At 66.5% G+C, this 15,080-nt stretch carries 17 protein-coding genes; 9 read left to right on the top strand and 8 right to left on the bottom strand.

Features of this window, described 5'->3' with window-relative positions; all coding sequences use genetic code 11:
- Nucleotides 1–16 precede the first annotated feature (16 nt).
- From ACLH0K_RS08570 to ACLH0K_RS08550, 5 genes are all read left to right on the top strand, one after another.
- Complete coding sequence (locus tag ACLH0K_RS08570) at nucleotides 17–655, top strand: TetR/AcrR family transcriptional regulator (protein WP_411376443.1); 639 nt, start codon at nucleotides 17–19, stop codon at nucleotides 653–655.
- A 111-nt stretch (nucleotides 656–766) separates the two neighbouring features.
- Nucleotides 767–1,048 (top strand): hypothetical protein, encoded by a 282-nt coding sequence (locus ACLH0K_RS08565; protein ID WP_411376345.1) that lies wholly within the window; start codon nucleotides 767–769, stop codon nucleotides 1,046–1,048.
- 328 nt (nucleotides 1,049–1,376) lie between these two features.
- The gene (locus ACLH0K_RS08560) at nucleotides 1,377–2,021 is read left to right on the top strand and encodes a biotin transporter BioY (protein ID WP_411376344.1); all 645 of its coding nucleotides are present in this window, start codon (nucleotides 1,377–1,379) and stop codon (nucleotides 2,019–2,021) included.
- Nucleotides 2,022–2,030: 9 nt separating this feature from the next.
- Nucleotides 2,031–2,777, top strand: a complete 747-nt coding sequence (locus ACLH0K_RS08555) for an energy-coupling factor ABC transporter ATP-binding protein (RefSeq protein WP_411376343.1) — start codon at nucleotides 2,031–2,033, stop codon at nucleotides 2,775–2,777.
- Nucleotides 2,774–3,397 (top strand): energy-coupling factor transporter transmembrane component T family protein, encoded by a 624-nt coding sequence (locus tag ACLH0K_RS08550; RefSeq protein ID WP_411376342.1) that lies wholly within the window; start codon nucleotides 2,774–2,776, stop codon nucleotides 3,395–3,397. The genes ACLH0K_RS08555 and ACLH0K_RS08550 overlap by 4 nt, the downstream gene beginning before the upstream one ends.
- Before the next feature lie 15 nt (nucleotides 3,398–3,412).
- Here the strand turns inward: ACLH0K_RS08550 and ACLH0K_RS08545 are convergent, their stop codons facing one another.
- Complete coding sequence (locus tag ACLH0K_RS08545; protein ID WP_411376341.1) at nucleotides 3,413–4,600, bottom strand: thiolase family protein; 1,188 nt, start codon at nucleotides 4,598–4,600, stop codon at nucleotides 3,413–3,415.
- Nucleotides 4,590–5,996 (bottom strand): class I adenylate-forming enzyme family protein, encoded by a 1,407-nt coding sequence (locus ACLH0K_RS08540; protein WP_411376340.1) that lies wholly within the window; start codon nucleotides 5,994–5,996, stop codon nucleotides 4,590–4,592. Before ACLH0K_RS08540 ends, ACLH0K_RS08545 begins: the two co-directional genes overlap by 11 nt.
- A 60-nt stretch (nucleotides 5,997–6,056) precedes the next feature.
- On the opposite strand from ACLH0K_RS08540, the gene ACLH0K_RS08535 reads away from it, so the two are divergent.
- Nucleotides 6,057–6,938 (top strand): neutral zinc metallopeptidase, encoded by an 882-nt coding sequence (locus tag ACLH0K_RS08535; RefSeq protein WP_411376339.1) that lies wholly within the window; start codon nucleotides 6,057–6,059, stop codon nucleotides 6,936–6,938.
- Nucleotides 6,939–7,116: 178 nt separating this feature from the next.
- Here the strand turns inward: ACLH0K_RS08535 and ACLH0K_RS08530 are convergent, their stop codons facing one another.
- The 6 genes from ACLH0K_RS08530 to ACLH0K_RS08505 are packed head-to-tail and all read right to left on the bottom strand — an operon-like array spanning nucleotide 7,117 to nucleotide 12,215.
- Nucleotides 7,117–7,449, bottom strand: a complete 333-nt coding sequence (locus tag ACLH0K_RS08530; protein ID WP_058267279.1) for a metal-sulfur cluster assembly factor — start codon at nucleotides 7,447–7,449, stop codon at nucleotides 7,117–7,119.
- 12 nt (nucleotides 7,450–7,461) lie between these two features.
- Nucleotides 7,462–8,253, bottom strand: coding sequence for a Fe-S cluster assembly ATPase SufC (gene sufC, locus ACLH0K_RS08525; protein ID WP_411376338.1), 792 nt, complete (start codon nucleotides 8,251–8,253; stop codon nucleotides 7,462–7,464).
- Between the two features lie 43 nt (nucleotides 8,254–8,296).
- Nucleotides 8,297–8,653 carry a non-heme iron oxygenase ferredoxin subunit gene (locus ACLH0K_RS08520; RefSeq protein WP_411376337.1) on the bottom strand — a complete coding sequence of 119 codons (357 nt, stop codon included), beginning with the start codon at nucleotides 8,651–8,653 and terminating at the stop codon, nucleotides 8,297–8,299.
- A gap of 15 nt (nucleotides 8,654–8,668) precedes the next feature.
- Nucleotides 8,669–9,910 (bottom strand): Fe-S cluster assembly protein SufD, encoded by a 1,242-nt coding sequence (sufD, locus tag ACLH0K_RS08515; RefSeq protein WP_411376336.1) that lies wholly within the window; start codon nucleotides 9,908–9,910, stop codon nucleotides 8,669–8,671.
- The gene (gene sufB, locus ACLH0K_RS08510) at nucleotides 9,910–11,373 is read right to left on the bottom strand and encodes a Fe-S cluster assembly protein SufB (protein WP_138607118.1); all 1,464 of its coding nucleotides are present in this window, start codon (nucleotides 11,371–11,373) and stop codon (nucleotides 9,910–9,912) included. Before sufB ends, sufD begins: the two co-directional genes overlap by 1 nt.
- Complete coding sequence (locus tag ACLH0K_RS08505; protein ID WP_411376335.1) at nucleotides 11,373–12,215, bottom strand: helix-turn-helix transcriptional regulator; 843 nt, start codon at nucleotides 12,213–12,215, stop codon at nucleotides 11,373–11,375. The genes sufB and ACLH0K_RS08505 overlap by 1 nt, the downstream gene beginning before the upstream one ends.
- A gap of 113 nt (nucleotides 12,216–12,328) precedes the next feature.
- Here ACLH0K_RS08505 and ACLH0K_RS08500 point away from each other — a divergent pair, with 113 nt between their 5' ends.
- The 3 genes from ACLH0K_RS08500 to ACLH0K_RS08490 are packed head-to-tail and all read left to right on the top strand — an operon-like array spanning nucleotide 12,329 to nucleotide 15,049.
- Entirely contained in the window at nucleotides 12,329–13,297 is a 969-nt protein-coding gene (locus ACLH0K_RS08500) for an ABC transporter ATP-binding protein (RefSeq protein ID WP_411376334.1), read from the top strand.
- On the top strand, nucleotides 13,294–14,097 hold the full coding sequence (locus ACLH0K_RS08495; protein ID WP_411376333.1) for an ABC transporter permease: 804 nt from the start codon (nucleotides 13,294–13,296) through the stop codon (nucleotides 14,095–14,097). The genes ACLH0K_RS08500 and ACLH0K_RS08495 overlap by 4 nt, the downstream gene beginning before the upstream one ends.
- A gap of 7 nt (nucleotides 14,098–14,104) precedes the next feature.
- A complete protein-coding gene (locus ACLH0K_RS08490) occupies nucleotides 14,105–15,049 on the top strand; it encodes a COX15/CtaA family protein (protein ID WP_411376332.1) in 945 nt (314 codons plus the stop codon).
- Nucleotides 15,050–15,080 lie beyond the last annotated feature (31 nt).

Below are 15,080 nucleotides of genomic sequence, written 5' to 3'. Positions count from 1 at the left end.
GTAGTGTCTGCTGGTGATGGGACACTCTTATGACTTTCCAGCCGCCGTTAAGGGACTCTCTGCTCCTCCACGTCCGACCACTGGTGGCGCAAGGGAGCGGATCCTGGATGCGGCTTACAAACTCTTCTTACAGCGCGGCATCCGCGATGTCGGCATTGCTGAGCTGATATCACGGGCAGAGGTCGCCAAAGCAACGTTCTACGCGCACTTCGCATCGAAGGATGAGCTGGTCCTCGCTTATTTGGAGCGTTGCCACCAGGACATGACGGTTGAGGCGATAATCGCCGAAACCGCAAGGCGGACTGAGAGCCCTACGGGCCGGATGATGTCTATTTTCGATGTCCTGGACGGCTGGTTCCGCCAGCAGGACTTTCAGGCCTGCGCCTTCGTAAGCACCATGCTGGAAATGGGTCCCACCCATCCATTGGGAGTTTCATCGATCAATTATTTAGCGCAAGTCCGTGCCTTCATCCGGGACCTGGCAGTGGAGGCCGGTCTTGAACGTCCCGACGCTTTTGCCCGCTCCTGCCACATCCTGACAAAGGGTTCGATCATTTCAGCGGTCGAGGGAGACCGGGAGGCAGCCGTACTAGCCAAACGCATGGCCGCTTCCCTCATCCGTGACCACGGAGGTGACGCCCCCATGAACCCCTGACTCATCATCGCCCAACCACTTATTTCATCTGCATCTGCGTACTGGCGGTTTGAGGAACCCGCCGACTGCGTATCCACAAATTTGAGTCAACGAACACAGGAGCAATTAGAGATGGAAACCCCGGACTACGCCCGTTTTGTTCAAGACTGCATTGCCGCCGATACGCTCGATGATCACAGGCTCACAGAAGACCAGCTGTTCGGGGTGTACCTGAGCTGGTGTGCACTGCTTGAACAAACCCCGGGGCCCTGCGAATCCTTCTGGGCAGCGATGTCCCGACTCGGCGTCCATGACGGGCGCGGAAACGACCACCCGTACATGCGGCCAGGACTCCGCATGACCGGTCCGGCGGCCCTGGACTACATCCTCGCCAGCCAACCCAGCCTGGTCTGACCAACTAACCCCTGCCATACATGGATCTATGGCCGACCGGTCGCCTCTTATCAACAGCGGCCAGACTCGTCGAACACTCATGCGGGTGTGACCGCCCTTGATGTCCTCTCCCGGACAGAGGCTTGGAAATCAAGCCGGGCGACCCCAGTACGGCGGATTAGTTACCGAGGTACTGCTGCCCGTCGTGCTCACCAACCTGCTCCTGTTGTGCCCAACCCTCAGCAACAGTCACCGGCCTTAGTAGAGCCCCTACAAAATGGCCCTGGTACCATCCCGGTAGCGTCGGCAGTACATTAGATTCCGCTTGTACAACCCCGACAGGACCGCCATGAGCAACACCGACACTGCAGTCACCAGCACACAGAACACAGGGCGCCGCCGCTGGAACGCCACAGACCTGGGCCTGATCGCCGTCTTCGCCGCCCTTGTGGCAGGGTCCGCCCTGGTCCCCGGACTGGCCGTGAACGGCTTCGGCGTCCCCATCACTTTCCAGACCCTGGCCGTGATGCTCACCGGGCTGGTCCTGGGCCCCGGACGGGGCTTCGCCGCCGTCGCACTGTACGTCCTCCTTGGGCTTGCCGGCCTGCCGATCTTCAGCCAGGGCCGCAGCGGCCTGGGCATCCTCGCCGGCCCGTCCGCCGGCTACATCATCGCCTTCCCCATCGCCGCCTGCCTGGTGGGGTGGCTTGCCACCGTAGTCATCCGGCGGACCACCAGGGCACGCGCCCTGTGGTTCTTCCTCTCCGCAATGGGCACCAGCATCCTGGTGGTGCACATCCTGGGCATCGCCGGTATCGCCCTCAACACCAAGTCCACGCTGGAACAGGCCTTCCTGGGCGACCTGGTCTTCTACCCCGGCGACATCGTCAAAAACATCCTCGCCGCCGTCATCGCTGTCGCCCTCCACCGCGCATTCCCCGACATCCTGGTCCGCCGCGTACAGCGCAACACGGTCCGGCCCGCCAAAGCCTAGGACCTGCGCGTGCCGGCAATATCGTTTGACCAGGTCTCCGTCGCAGTACCGACAGACACCTCCCCCGAGCCCAAGGTCCTCCTTGACGGTGTGGACCTCCGGCTCGAGGAGCAGCGGGTGGGCGTCATCGGCGCCAACGGCTCCGGCAAGTCCACGCTGCTGCGCCTGGTCAACGGCCTGGTCCAGCCGACCGCCGGAAAGGTCACGGTCGACGGCGACGACACAGTCGGTGCCGTCCGCAAGGTCCGGCGCAACGTGGGCTTCGTCTTCACCGATCCCCTGTCCCAGCTGGTCATGCCGACGGGCAGGGAGGACGTTGAACTTTCCCTGCGCCGCTCCGTCAAGAACGGCGCCGGGCGGCGCAGGCTGGCCGAGGCCGCGCTGGACCGGTTGGGGCTCGTCCACCTGGCGGACCAGAGCGTGTACGAACTCTCCGGCGGTGAACGCCAGCTGATGGCCCTCGCCGCCGTACTCGCGGTGGACCCCGCCGTCCTCGTCCTGGATGAGCCGTCCACGCTGCTGGACCTGCGCAACCGCGAACTCCTGCGCCGGACGCTCGCCGGACTGGACCAGCAGGTCATCATGTCCACCCACGACCTCGAGCTGGCCCTGGAGATGGACCGCGTGCTGGTGGTCGAGAAGGGACGGGTGGTGTTCGACGGCGCGGCTGCCGCCGCCGTGGCTGCCTACCGCACCCTGTGCATGGCAGGGCTGGAAGAAGCGCAGGCCCCGCATCGGCGGGGTCCGGGGCGATGAGGGGCCACGGCTTCCTGCTGGCGAACTACGTCCCCGGCAGCTCCCCGCTCCACCGGGCACCGCTGGCAGTCAAGTTCCTGCTGGTGTTCGCCTGCGGCCTGGCGTCCTTCGTGATTGTGGACTGGCGGGTATCGCTGGCCGTGCTGGGGGTCCTGTGCGGGCTGTTCCTGCTCACCGGCGCAGGCATCAAACGGCTGTGGCGCGCGGTGCGCCCGCTTGCCGCGGTCCTGCTGGTGATCGGGTTGTTCCAGTGGTGGCAGCTGGGCGCGCCCGCGGCGGCCCGAATCGTGCTCAACATCCTGGTCTGCGTGGTGGCGGCGTCCCTCTTGACGGCCGCCACCCCCGTGCAGCACCTCCTGGACGGCGTCGTCAAAGCCGCAAGCCCCTTCAAAAAGTTCGGCGCCGACCCTGAGCGCTTTGCGCTCACCATCGGGATAATGCTGCGAAGCATCCCCTACATCGCCGGGACCTTCGCCGATGTCCGGGATTCCGCCCGGGCCCGCGGCCTGGAGCGCAACCCCCGGGCCCTGGTGCTCCCCGTGTTCATCACCTCCGTGGCTTTTGCCCGCCAAACGGGCGAGGCGCTCGCCGCCCGGGGGCTCGGTGAAGCGGAAGACTGACGCTGCTCCCGCTGCTCAATCCCGGGCGAGCTGTCTGTACTCCATGAGGGCGGCGGTGCCCATGCCGCCGGCACTGCTGATCATCGCCAGCCCCCGGCTCCCGGAAACACCGGCACGGCGCGCCTGGGCAAACAGGCGGGTGACCAGGACCGCCCCCGAAGCACCGTAGGCGTGCCCCAGCGCCAGCGCGCCGCCGTCGCGGTTCGCCCGTTCCGCCGGGATCCCCAGCTGGTCAAGGCATGCCAGCGTCTGGGATGCGAACGCCTCGTTGAACTCGATAAAATCCAACGCTTCGGACGTGATGCCCGCCCGGGCGAGGACGTCTTCTGCCGCCGCCGCTGCACCGACTCCCAGGACCTCAGGGTGCACCCCGGAGGTTCCTGAGCCAAGCACCAGCAGGCCGTCACGGGCACCCAGGCGCCGGGCGCGCTCGAGTGAGGTGATAACGACGGCGGACGCTGCGTCCGCATCGAAACACGAGTTGCCCGCGGTGACAGTTCCACCTTTCACGAAGACGGGCGGGAACCTCGCCATCACCGCGGCGGTGAGGCCGCGGCGGGGGCCGTCATCCGCGGCCACCGGCCCGCCGGCGGTTTCGAGCTGAACTATTTCGCCGATGAAACGGCCGGCTCGTGCTGCCTCCAGGGCGCGCCTGTGGCTCTGCAGGGCAAAGGCGTCCTGCCGTTCCCGGCCAACACCGAACTTCTCCACCACCGTCTCGGCCGCCTGGCCCATGTCCGGGTCGCCGAAGCTGGCGGGCACAAACTGGGCGCGCCGGTAGAACTCCGCGCCGCCGTCGTCCGTCGGATGCGCGCGCAGCGGTGCGGTGCTGGTGCTCTCCACTCCCCCCGCGAGATACAACGGGCTGCCTCCTGCCGCCACCAGCCGGCCTGCAAGGACGATCGCGTCCAGGCCGGATCCGCACTGCCGGTCCACCGTGACGCCCGGGACACCCACCGGCAGTCCGGCCTCCAGCAACGCCAGCCGCGCCACGTTGCCGCCGCCGCCCACAGCGTTCCCGATCAGGACATCGTCCACAGCTGCCGGTTCCGTCCCACTGTCGAAGAGCAGCTTCCGCAGCACGGGCGCCAGCAACTCGTGGGCGCGCAGCTTGCCCAGAGCGCCGCCGGTACGGCACACCGGTGTCCGCAGGGCGGCGATAATCACGGGCTGCCGGTCGGACGGCAGCAGTTCAGGAGCCAAGGGACCGCGCCCTGGAGTCGCCGGTGCGGATCCAGTCGAGCAGCAGGTTCCGGCTCACCTTCCCGCGGTCGGTGACCGGAAGGCCGGCGAGGACAAAGTACTGCAGCGGACGCTTGTCCCGCGGCAGGAGGTCCTCCAGGCCGGCCCTCAGCTGGGTGGCCGTAATCCCGCCATGGGAGGGGACAATGCCCGCCACCACGCGCTGTCCCCTTAGGTCGTCCGGCATCCCGGCAGCGACGGCGGCCGCCACCCCGGGGACCGCGGCCAGCGCCAGTTCCACTTCATGCGGGTAGACGTTCTTTCCGGAGGTGAGGATCATGTCGGCCCGCCGGCCCAGGATGTGCAGTTTTCCTGCGTCCAGGTAGCCCTGGTCCCCCACCGTGAACCAGTCATCAAAAGAGCGCAGGGCCTGGCCGTCGTCGCCCCAGAGGTAACCGTTGCTCACCAGCGCGCTGCGGACGCAAATGTTCCCGGCCTCCCCGTCTGGCAGCGGTGCGCCGCCGTCGTCAAGGATGCGCACCTGCACCCCGGGGAAGGGACGTCCGATGCCGGTGCCGCCCACGTCCGGAGTACCGCCGGCAGGCAGGCCCGCGCCGGACACGAAACTCAGTTCAGAGGCGCCGTAGTACTCGAAGATGCTGGCGTTCGGCGCCCAGCGGCGGGCTGCTTCCAGGGTGCGGGCATCCAGCTTGGCGCCCGCGCAGATGATGGTCCGGACACCGGAGGCATCTACGCCTCCGGCCAGGCCGCGCTCACTGAGCATGCGCAGCATGGTGGGGACCAGCACCAGCCGGGTGACGCGGTCGTGGGTGATGGCGGCGTGGACGTCACCGACGTCGAAGTGCGCGTGGGCCTGGAACTCGGAACCCGCAAAGAGGCACTCGGACAGGGCGTACAGGTTGAGGCTGGATGCCAGCGGCCCCGGTGCCAGGGTGACGTCGTCCGGCCGGAGGCCGAAGAACTCGATCGATGCTTCGAAGGACTTCTGCCAGGACTGCCGTGACCGGGTGAACGCCTTTGGCACTGAGGTGGTGCCGGAGGTCAGGCCGATGAGGAAGGTGCTGCCGGGTGGTCCGTCGACGAGCCCGTCGTCCGTGCAAACCGCTTCCGGCACAGCTGAAGCGCCGACCCGGCGGACAATGTCGTCCTGCAGCTGCGGATGCCAGGCCGGGTCCAGGACCGCGCACTGCCGCGTTCCGGAGACGGCTGCGGCGTACCTGGTGACGAACTCCACGGAATTGGGTTCGCAAAGTGCGGTGACCGCCTTGGTTTCCGATACCAGCGCCGCGGCGGAATCCCGCAGTTCGGCCCACGCCAGGCGCCGGCCCGCGATCACGACGGCGGTGTCGTGCGGCCTTTCGTCGGCCCAGCGCTGGATCTTGTTGAGGAACGGCATCGGATCAACTTTACCGGCCAGCCCGGATTGAGCCCCGGGCCCGTGGGTAATGTGACTTTCATGAGTTTCAATGACAACGTGCAGCTGGATCCCTCGCAGGTCCAGGACCGGCGGGGCATGGGCCGCGGGATGAAGGTCGGCGGAGGCATCGGCGGCGGGCTCATTCTGCTCATTGCCACCCTCTTGGGCGTCAATCCGCAGCTCCTTGAGGGCCTTGCCGGCGGTGTGCCGCCGGGACCGCAAAGCCAGGGCACCGCGCCCGCCTGTGAAACAGGCGCCGACGCGGACGCGCGCGTGGACTGCAGGATCACCGGCACGGTGAACAGCCTGAACGCGTTCTGGCCGGCCTACCTGCAGCAGTACAACGTCCGCTACCCGCAGCCGGAGACGGTCATCTTCGACCAGGCCGTCAACACCGGCTGTGGAACGGCCTCCAGCGCCGTGGGTCCCTTCTACTGCCCGGCCGACACAACCGCCTACTTCGATCCCGGGTTCTTCACAGAACTGGTTGACCGCTTCGGCTCCTCCGGTGGACCGCTTGCCCAGGAATACGTGGTGGCCCACGAGTTCGGCCACCACATCCAGAACGTCCTGGGCAACCTGGACCGGGCACAGCAGGATCCGCAGGGCCCCGAGTCCGGTGCGGTGCGCGTGGAGCTGCAGGCGGACTGCTTTGCGGGCCTCTGGGCAAGGCATGCCTCCACCCAGCCCGGCCCTGACGGACAGCCGTTCCTGGAGGCCCTCACCCAGCAGGACCTGAACGACGCACTGTCCGCCGCATCTGCTGTGGGCGACGACCGGATCCAGGAGGCGGCCACCGGCCGTGTCACTCCGGAGGCGTGGACGCATGGATCCAGCGAGCAGCGCCAGCGTTGGTTTTACCAGGGTTACCAGACCGGCGACATCAACCAGTGCGACACGTTCTCCGCGCCAAACCTTTGATTCGGGCCCACGCCTGGGCCCACGGTGCCGAGGGGCCCCAATCGAGCTTGCGAGATGGGGGAGGTAGCGGGGAGGATTCCCTGGCCGGGCTTGCGAGGTTAGGGAGCCGGTGGGAACGACGACGGGCGGTTACCTTTCCTGCGAAAGGTAACCGCCCGTCGTCGTACTTTTGGCTGTTCTAGATGTTGAAGCCGAGGGCCCGCATCTGGTCCTTGCCGTCGTCAGTGATCCGCTCGGGACCCCATGGCGGCATCCACACCCAGTTCAGGCGCCAGTCGTCCACCACGCCGTCCAGCGCCTGTCCGACCTGCTCTTCGAGCACGTCGGTGAGCGGGCAGGCGGCGGTGGTAAGCGTCATGTCGATCAGCAGTGCGCCGTCGTCATCGGAGTACTTCAGGCCGTAGAGGAGGCCAAGGTCCACCACGTTGACCCCGAGTTCGGGGTCGATGACGTCCTTCAGCGCCTCTTCGACGTCCTCCAGGGCCGTGCGGCCCGGGGTGATTTCGGTCATGGCTGGTCCTAACTAGGCCTGTGCTGCGGCGGGAGCGGCGACGGCGGAACCGGCGCCCTTGACGTAGCGGTCGTAGCCTTCTTCTTCCAGGCGGTCGGCAAGTTCCGGGCCGCCCTCCTCAACAACCTGGCCATCCACGAACACATGCACGAAGTCCGGCTTGATGTAGCGCAGGATGCGGGTGTAGTGGGTGATCAGCAGGGTTCCCATGTTGCCCTGGGAGTGTGCGCGGTTCACGCCTTCGGAGACGACCTTGAGGGCGTCGACGTCCAGGCCGGAGTCGGTCTCGTCCAGGACGGCGAACTTCGGCTTGAAAAGCTCGAGCTGCAGGATCTCGACGCGCTTCTTCTCACCGCCGGAGAAGCCCTCGTTGACGTTGCGCTGGGCGAAGTCGGCGTCGATGCGCAGCTGTTCCATCGCGGACTTGACGTCCTTGGTCCAGGTGCGGAGGGCCGGTGCCTGGCCGTCGATGGCGGTCTTGGCGGTGCGCAGGAAGTTGGTCATGGTCACGCCCGGGACCTCCACCGGGTACTGCATGGCCAGGAAGACGCCGGCGCGGGCACGCTCGTCCACGCTCATCTCCAGGACATCTTCGCCGTCGAGGGTGATGGAGCCGCTGGTGACGGTGTAGCGGGGGTGGCCTGCGATGGTGGAGGCCAGGGTGGACTTGCCCGAACCGTTGGGGCCCATGATGGCGTGCGTTTCGCCGGTGCGGATGGTCAGGCTGACGCCCTTCAGGATCTCCTTGGTGCCCTGTTCCGTCTCAATGCTGACGTGCAGGTCCATGATCTCAAGAGTTGACATGCTCTTCTTTCTTTTCGTTCGTAAGTCCGGTGCTGCAGGGCGCTCAGTAGTTGTCTACTGAGGCGCCGTTCAAAACGTTGGTGACGTCCACGTAGACGTCGTCACCGTCAAGTTCGACGGCGAACACGGGAACGGGGTCGTAGGCGGGAAGCTGCAGGGGCTGGCCGCTGCGCAAATCGAACTGGGAGCCGTGGCCCCAGCATTCGATGGCGCAGCCTTCAACGTCCCCTTCGGACAGCGAGATGTCGGCGTGCGAGCAGGTGTCTCCGATGGCGTGGATATCACCCATCGAATCCCGCACCACAGCTACCGGATAGTCGTCGATCAGGATGCGCAGCGCCTGCTTGACTTGGATGTCATTGGCGTTGCATACCAGCTCGCCCTTGGGCTTCCCACTCATGCGTCCCTGCCTGTCCTAGTTGTCGCCTGCGGCGAGTTCGCGTTCCACAGCCTCGGTCAGGCGCTCTTCGAGGGCCGGGACCTTGATCTTCTGGATGATTTCGTTGAGGAAGCCGCGGACCACCAGGCGGCGGGCAACGTCTTCAGGGATGCCGCGGGCCATGAGGTAGAACAGGTGCTGGTCGTCGAAGCGGCCGGTGGCGCTGGCGTGGCCGGCACCTTCGATGAGGCCCGTTTCGATTTCCAGGTTGGGAACGGAGTCCGCGCGGCAACCGTCGGTCAGTACCAGGTTCTGGTTCTTCTCGTAGGAGTCGGTGCCTTCTGCCTGCTTCTGGATCAGGACGTCGCCCACCCAGACGGTGTGCGCTCCCTTGCCCTGCAGCGCGCCCTTGTAGAGCACGTTGGAGGTGCAGTTGGCCACGTTGTGGTCCACGAAGGAGCGGTGCTCAAGGTGCTGGCCGGCGTCGGCGAAGTACAGGCCGAGGAGTTCCGCCTCGGCCCCTTCGCCGGCGTACCGGACGTTGGAGTTGAGCCGGACGATCTTGCCGCCGAGGGTCACGGCGATGTGCTTGTAGACGGCGTCCTTGGCAACTTCGGCGTCGTGCTGGGCCAGGTGCTTGGCGTCGTCCTCCCACAGCTGGACGGAAACCACGGTCAACCGGGCGCCTTCGCGGACGAAGACCTCCACGTTGCCGTTGTGGTCGGCGGAGCCATCGTGTTCGAGGATCACCACGGCGCGGCTGTTTTCAAGAGCCTCGACGACCACGTGGGAGTTGGAGCGGCGGCCGGCGCCCTTGCCCGTGAGGACAACGCGGACGGGCTCGTCCAGTTCGGCGTTGGACGGTACCTGGATGAACAGGGCCTCGTCGGCGTTGGCGGAAGCGACGACGGCGGCACGGTCGGCGGGGACGAGCGTGGCACCACGCGGGGCCTCGCCGGCGCGCAGCGTCCGCTGGACGAACGCCGCCGGCGCCTCGACCGTCACGTCCAGGACGTCACCGTCGCCGGCGGCGTCGGAGAGCAGGTTGGCCAGTTCCCGGACGGGAGTGAAACGCCATTCCTCTTCGCGGCCCGTGGGCAGCGCGAAATCGGCGACGTCGTGGCTGGTGAGGCGTTCCGCGCGGGACGCCATAACCTGCACGCCGTGGCTGTGGTGGCGGTCCACCTTCGAAGGGACGAGCTGTTCGCCCTCCTCAGTGAAACCGGCGATCGACGGTGCGCCGATGCGCGCCTTTTCGGTGGTTGCTTCGGCAGTCATTAACCGACGGATCCTTCCATCTGGAGTTCGATGAGGCGGTTGAGCTCAAGGGCGTATTCCATGGGGAGCTCACGGGCGATCGGCTCGATGAAGCCGCGCACGATCATGGCCATGGCCTCGTCCTCGGGCATGCCGCGGGACATGAGGTAGAACAGCTGCTCCTCGCTGACGCGGGAGACGGTTGCCTCGTGTCCCAGCTGCACATCGTCCTCGCGGATGTCGATGTACGGGTAGGTGTCGGAGCGTGAAATGGTGTCCACCAGAAGCGCGTCGCAGCGCACGGTGTTGGCCGAGTGCTTGGCGCCTTCCCGCACCTGGACCAGGCCGCGGTAGGCGGCGCGGCCGCCGCCGCGGGCGACGGACTTGGAGATGATGGAGCTCTTGGTGTTCGGGGCGATGTGGACCATCTTGGAGCCGGTGTCCTGGTGCTGGCCCTCGCCGGCGAAGGCGATGGACAGGGTCTCGCCCTTGGCGTGCTCACCCACGAGGTACACGGCCGGGTACTTCATGGTGACCTTGGAGCCGATGTTGCCGTCGACCCATTCCATGGTGGCGCCCTCTTCGCAGACGGCACGCTTGGTGACCAGGTTGTACACGTTGTTGGACCAGTTCTGGATGGTGGTGTAGCGGACGCGGGCGCCCTTCTTGACCACGATTTCCACGACGGCTGAGTGCAGTGAGTCCGAAGTGTAGATCGGCGCGGTGCAGCCTTCGATGTAGTGGACGTAGGAATCCTCGTCGGCGATGATCAGGGTCCGCTCGAACTGGCCCATGTTTTCCGTGTTGATGCGGAAGTAGGCCTGCAGCGGGATGTCGACGTGGACGCCCTTGGGGACGTAGACGAAGGAACCGCCGGACCACACCGCCGTGTTCAGCGAGGCGAACTTGTTGTCGCCCACGGGGATGACGGTGCCGAAGTACTCCTGGAAGATCTCCGGGTGCTCCTTGAGCGCGGTGTCGGTATCCAGGAAGATGACGCCCTGGGCCTCGAGGTCCTCGCGGATCTGGTGGTAGACCACCTCGGACTCGTACTGTGCGGCAACACCGGAAACAAGGCGGCTGCGCTCGGCTTCCGGGATACCCAGCTTCTCATAGGTGTTCCGGATGTCCTCGGGCAGGTCTTCCCAGCTGGCTGCCTGCTTCTCCGTGGAGCGGACAAAGTACTTGATGTTGTCGAAGTCGATGCCGGACAGGTCCGCGCCCCAGGTGGGCATGGGCTTGCGGTCGAAGTACTTGAGGCCCTTGAGGCGGAGGTCAAGCATCCATTCCGGCTCGCTCTTCTTGGCCGAAATGTCGCGGACAACCTCTTCGTCGAGCCCACGGCGTGCGTTCGCGCCGACGTCGTTCTTGTCGGCCCAGCCGTACTCGTAGTTGCCGATGCCGTGCAGCTCGGGATTCTTTTCCAGAATCTCCGAGATCACAGTGTTTTCGGCTACTGCTTTCTCTGATAGTTGGTCCGTCATCACGGCCTTTCTTGCTGATGGTTGATTTCTTCGTCCAGGCGGGCGGGGGCTGCAGCGGGCCTTGTGGGCGCCAAGGCAGACAGCCTGCCTGTAGGAATGTGGGTGGTGCAGACGTGCCCGCCGCGGGACAGTGTGGAGAGCCGGCGCACGTCCACGCCCACCAGCCTGGAGAACACCTCGGTCTCCACGTCGCAGAACACGGGGAACCGGGCGGCGAGCTGCTGGATGGGGCAGTGCCCCTGGCACAGCTGCACACTGGAAAGGGCGGCAGGAAGGGGGGCCTTGGCCTCGATGGACGCCGTGGACGAGACGAAATTGTCGCGGGTCAGCGCTTCGGACAGTGCCCGCGCGCGGTCTGCGATGTCCGGGCCGGCCTTCTCGATCTCGGGCGCATACCGCCGTTCCATGTCGGCAAAACGCTCGACGGCGAAAGCGCGGACGGCGTCCGGACCGGCGACTTTCTGCAGCTGCTGGAGCGCCAGGGCAGCGATGGACAGGTAATCGTTGCCGAGGCTGGACTGGCCCTGGGAGCTGAGGACGTAGCGGCGGGCAGGACGGCCCGCGCCTGCGCCCGATTTCGCAATTCGCTTGACTTCGATGACGCCGGCACGCGATAAATGGTCCAGGTGTCGGCGCACCGCAGCCGGCGTAAAGCCGAGCAGGTCGCCAAGTTCCGCAGCGCTGACGGGTCCGTTCTCGAGGACCGCAGCCAGGACGCGGTCCCGGGTGCGCTCATCGGCGTCAGCCACCGGACCGGCGGCCACAGGCCCGCGGTCTGCAGGGGCCGGCGGGGCCCCGTGCCCGGCAACAGGCACAGCAGTAGCATTGCTCACGGAATACACAACACAATAATGTCGTAATTTAGTCCCCCACTCCAGTAAGGGAAGGCTGACCTCAGCCGCGGGACTGCCGCGGTGCGGGTCCGCGGAAATACTACATCCCGTAGAATATCCGGGTGCGTTCTCCACAATCCCCCGTGCTGTCCATCAGCGGGCTTATTAAGGATGTTGGTCCGCTGCCAAGCCTGGACGGCAAGATGCTGCGGGTGGTCAGCGACATCTCCCTGACCGCCGAAAGGGGTCAGGTTACTGCCCTGCTGGGAGCCAACGGCGCGGGGAAAACCACCACGCTCGAATGCGCTCAGGGCCTGCAGAAGCGCACCGGCGGCAGCATATCCCTGCTGGGCCATGATCCTGCCACGGCAGGGGCTGCGCTGCGCTCACGCGTCGGCGTGATGCTGCAGGATGGCGGGCTCCCGCCGTCGGCCCGCCCCATCCCCCTGCTGCGGCACATCGCCGGCCTCTACGCCAAACCCTGGAACCTGGACGAACTGGTGGGGCGCCTGGGCATCGACACCTTTGGCAGGACCACCGTGCGCAGGCTCTCCGGAGGCCAGAAGCAGCGGCTCGCGCTCGCTGCGGCCCTGATCGGCAAACCCGAAGTCCTCTTCCTGGACGAGCCGAGCGCCGGCCTGGATCCGCAGTCCCGGCAGCTGGTGTTCGACCTGATCTCCGAACTCCGCGACGGCGGGATGGGAATCATCCTCACCACGCATTTGATGGATGACGCCCAGCGCCTGGCGGACTATGTCTACATCATCGACGGCGGCCGGAACGTTGCCGAGGGCACGGTGCCGGAACTGCTGCGGCGCGACCCGGAGGTAGAAGCCGGGGCGGAGCACGTCAGGACACTGGTGTTCGAGGCACCGGCCGGGCTCGACGTTTCCAGGGTACTCCCGGCCGGCATCAACGTCGCCGAAAAGCGGGCCGGCAACTACGAAGTCACAGGTCCGCTGACGCCCGCCCACCTCGCAACGCTGGCGGCATGGTGGGAAGCCCACAACATCATGCCCGGATCAATGAGCCTGCAGGCGCGTAGCCTTGAAGACGTCTTTCTGGATATTTCGGGAAAGGACATTCGATGACCCGGACACCTGCCGGCGCTGCCGCCGCTGCAGCATCCGGCCACGCCGGAACCGCCGGACAGCAGCCTGCCGCGCTGCTGAAGCGCGTACTGCTGCAGGGCAGGTACGAGGCCCTGGCAATGCTTCGCAACGGCGAGCAATTGATCCTTGCCGTTGTTTTGCCCCTGCTTGCACTCGTCGGCCTGACAGTGACCCCGTTCCTGGATGGAATGGGAGCCAGCCGGATCAACGTGGCGGTGCCCGGCATCCTTGCCCTGTGCGCCATGTCAACGGCGTTCACCGGGCAGGGCATCGCCACCGGTTTCGACCGCCGCTACGGGGTGCTCCGCTTCCTTTCAACCACCCCCCTGGGCCGTGGCGGTCTCATCGCCGGCAAGGTGATCTCGGTCCTGGCTGTCCTCTGCATCCAGGTGGCGGCGGTTTCAGCCGTTGCGCTTGCCCTGGGCTGGCAGCCGACGGCGGCGGGCTGGCTTCCCGGCCTGGCCCTCCTGGTGCTGGGCGCAGCCGCCTTCACCGCCCTTGGGCTGCTGGTGGCCGGCACCGTCCGGCCGGAGGCCACACTTGCCCTCACCAACCTGCTGTGGATCCTCCTTGGCGCGCTCGGAGGAATAGTGATCCCCGCCGGGAAGCTTCCCGCAGCTGCGCAGCCGGCGGTGGGGTTCCTGCCCTCGGGTGCGTTGGGCGAGTCCCTGCGCGGAGCCTTCCTTAACGGTGCCGTTGACTTCGGCGCCGCCCTCATCCTGCTGCTCTGGGCCCTCGTGGCCGGAGCGGCAGCCATCCGTTGGTTCAAGTGGAATTGAGAGAATCGTGAGCACGGCGTCACGCCTTCCCCAGCTGGCCGGCCGCCTGGTTTCCAGGCTGCCACGGACCGTGGACACCAGGATCCGGCGGCTCGCTGTCGCCTCCCTGATTGGCCAGACCGTGCTGGTGGTCACCGGCGGGGCCGTCCGCCTGACCTCATCCGGCCTGGGCTGCCCCACGTGGCCGCGTTGCACCGACACGTCGCTGGTCAACACCCCGGAGATGGGAATCCACGGGTTCATCGAGTTCGGCAACAGGCTGCTGACCTTCGCCCTGGCCGCGGTGGCCGCCCTCATGCTGGTGTACCTGTGGAACCTCCGCAGGGAACGCAGGGACCTCTTCCTTCTTGCGCTTGGGCTCCTGGCGAGCATCCCGGCGCAGGCCGTCATTGGCGGCATCACGGTCCTGACCAACCTCAACCCGTGGGTGGTGGGGCTGCACTTCCTGGTGTCCATGTCCCTGGTGGTGTTCGCCACGCTCCTCGTGAACCGGGCCTTCGGCAGGACAGGCCGGTTTATGGCTGTCCGGCACCCCGCCCTGCCGGGCGTCATGCGTCCGATGACCGCCGCCGTCGCTCTTTTTTCCGCCCTTGCCGTGATGCTGGGTGTAGTGGTCACCGGTGCCGGCCCGCACGCCGGCGACGCGGACGCCCCGCGGAACGGACTGGACTGGGACCTCTTTTCGCACATCCACGCAGTCCCCGCCTACCTGATCACCATCGGCACCGTGGCGGCACTGGCGCTGGTGTTCCTGCACCGGATCACCGGCCCGTTCCGCAGTGCCGTCCTGGCGCTGCTCGCTGTGACCGTACTGCAGGCCATCATCGGCTTCACGCAGTACTACAACGGTATTCCCGTGCTGCTGGTGGGAGCCCACATGCTGGGTGCCGCGCTGCTGATGGCCGCGGCAACCAACGCCTGGGACATCGCCCGTTCCAGCCCTGTCCGGTAACTGCCCTGCTTGCCGCAGAGCGCCCCGGTTC

It is taken from the genome of Arthrobacter sp. MPF02, from assembly GCF_046605375.1.
GTDB lineage: Bacteria > Actinomycetota > Actinomycetes > Actinomycetales > Micrococcaceae > Arthrobacter.
Note: the sequence above shows the minus strand (reverse complement) of the source record. Positions and strands in the feature narration are given on the sequence as shown.

What these genes read in the sequence shown, in the direction of transcription:
- ACLH0K_RS08570 (WP_411376443.1), top strand. Translation starts at nt 17, where the DNA reads ATGGGACACTCTTATGACTTTCCAGCCGCCGTTAAGGGACTCTCTGCT.
- ACLH0K_RS08565 (WP_411376345.1), top strand. Translation starts at nt 767, where the DNA reads ATGGAAACCCCGGACTACGCCCGTTTTGTTCAAGACTGCATTGCCGCC.
- ACLH0K_RS08560 (WP_411376344.1), top strand. Translation starts at nt 1,377, where the DNA reads ATGAGCAACACCGACACTGCAGTCACCAGCACACAGAACACAGGGCGC.
- ACLH0K_RS08550 (WP_411376342.1), top strand. Translation starts at nt 2,774, where the DNA reads ATGAGGGGCCACGGCTTCCTGCTGGCGAACTACGTCCCCGGCAGCTCC.
- ACLH0K_RS08540 (WP_411376340.1), bottom strand. Translation starts at nt 5,996, where the DNA reads ATGCCGTTCCTCAACAAGATCCAGCGCTGGGCCGACGAAAGGCCGCAC.
- ACLH0K_RS08535 (WP_411376339.1), top strand. Translation starts at nt 6,057, where the DNA reads ATGAGTTTCAATGACAACGTGCAGCTGGATCCCTCGCAGGTCCAGGAC.
- ACLH0K_RS08530 (WP_058267279.1), bottom strand. Translation starts at nt 7,449, where the DNA reads ATGACCGAAATCACCCCGGGCCGCACGGCCCTGGAGGACGTCGAAGAG.
- sufC (WP_411376338.1), bottom strand. Translation starts at nt 8,253, where the DNA reads ATGTCAACTCTTGAGATCATGGACCTGCACGTCAGCATTGAGACGGAA.
- ACLH0K_RS08520 (WP_411376337.1), bottom strand. Translation starts at nt 8,653, where the DNA reads ATGAGTGGGAAGCCCAAGGGCGAGCTGGTATGCAACGCCAATGACATC.
- sufD (WP_411376336.1), bottom strand. Translation starts at nt 9,910, where the DNA reads ATGACTGCCGAAGCAACCACCGAAAAGGCGCGCATCGGCGCACCGTCG.
- sufB (WP_138607118.1), bottom strand. Translation starts at nt 11,373, where the DNA reads ATGACGGACCAACTATCAGAGAAAGCAGTAGCCGAAAACACTGTGATC.
- ACLH0K_RS08495 (WP_411376333.1), top strand. Translation starts at nt 13,294, where the DNA reads ATGACCCGGACACCTGCCGGCGCTGCCGCCGCTGCAGCATCCGGCCAC.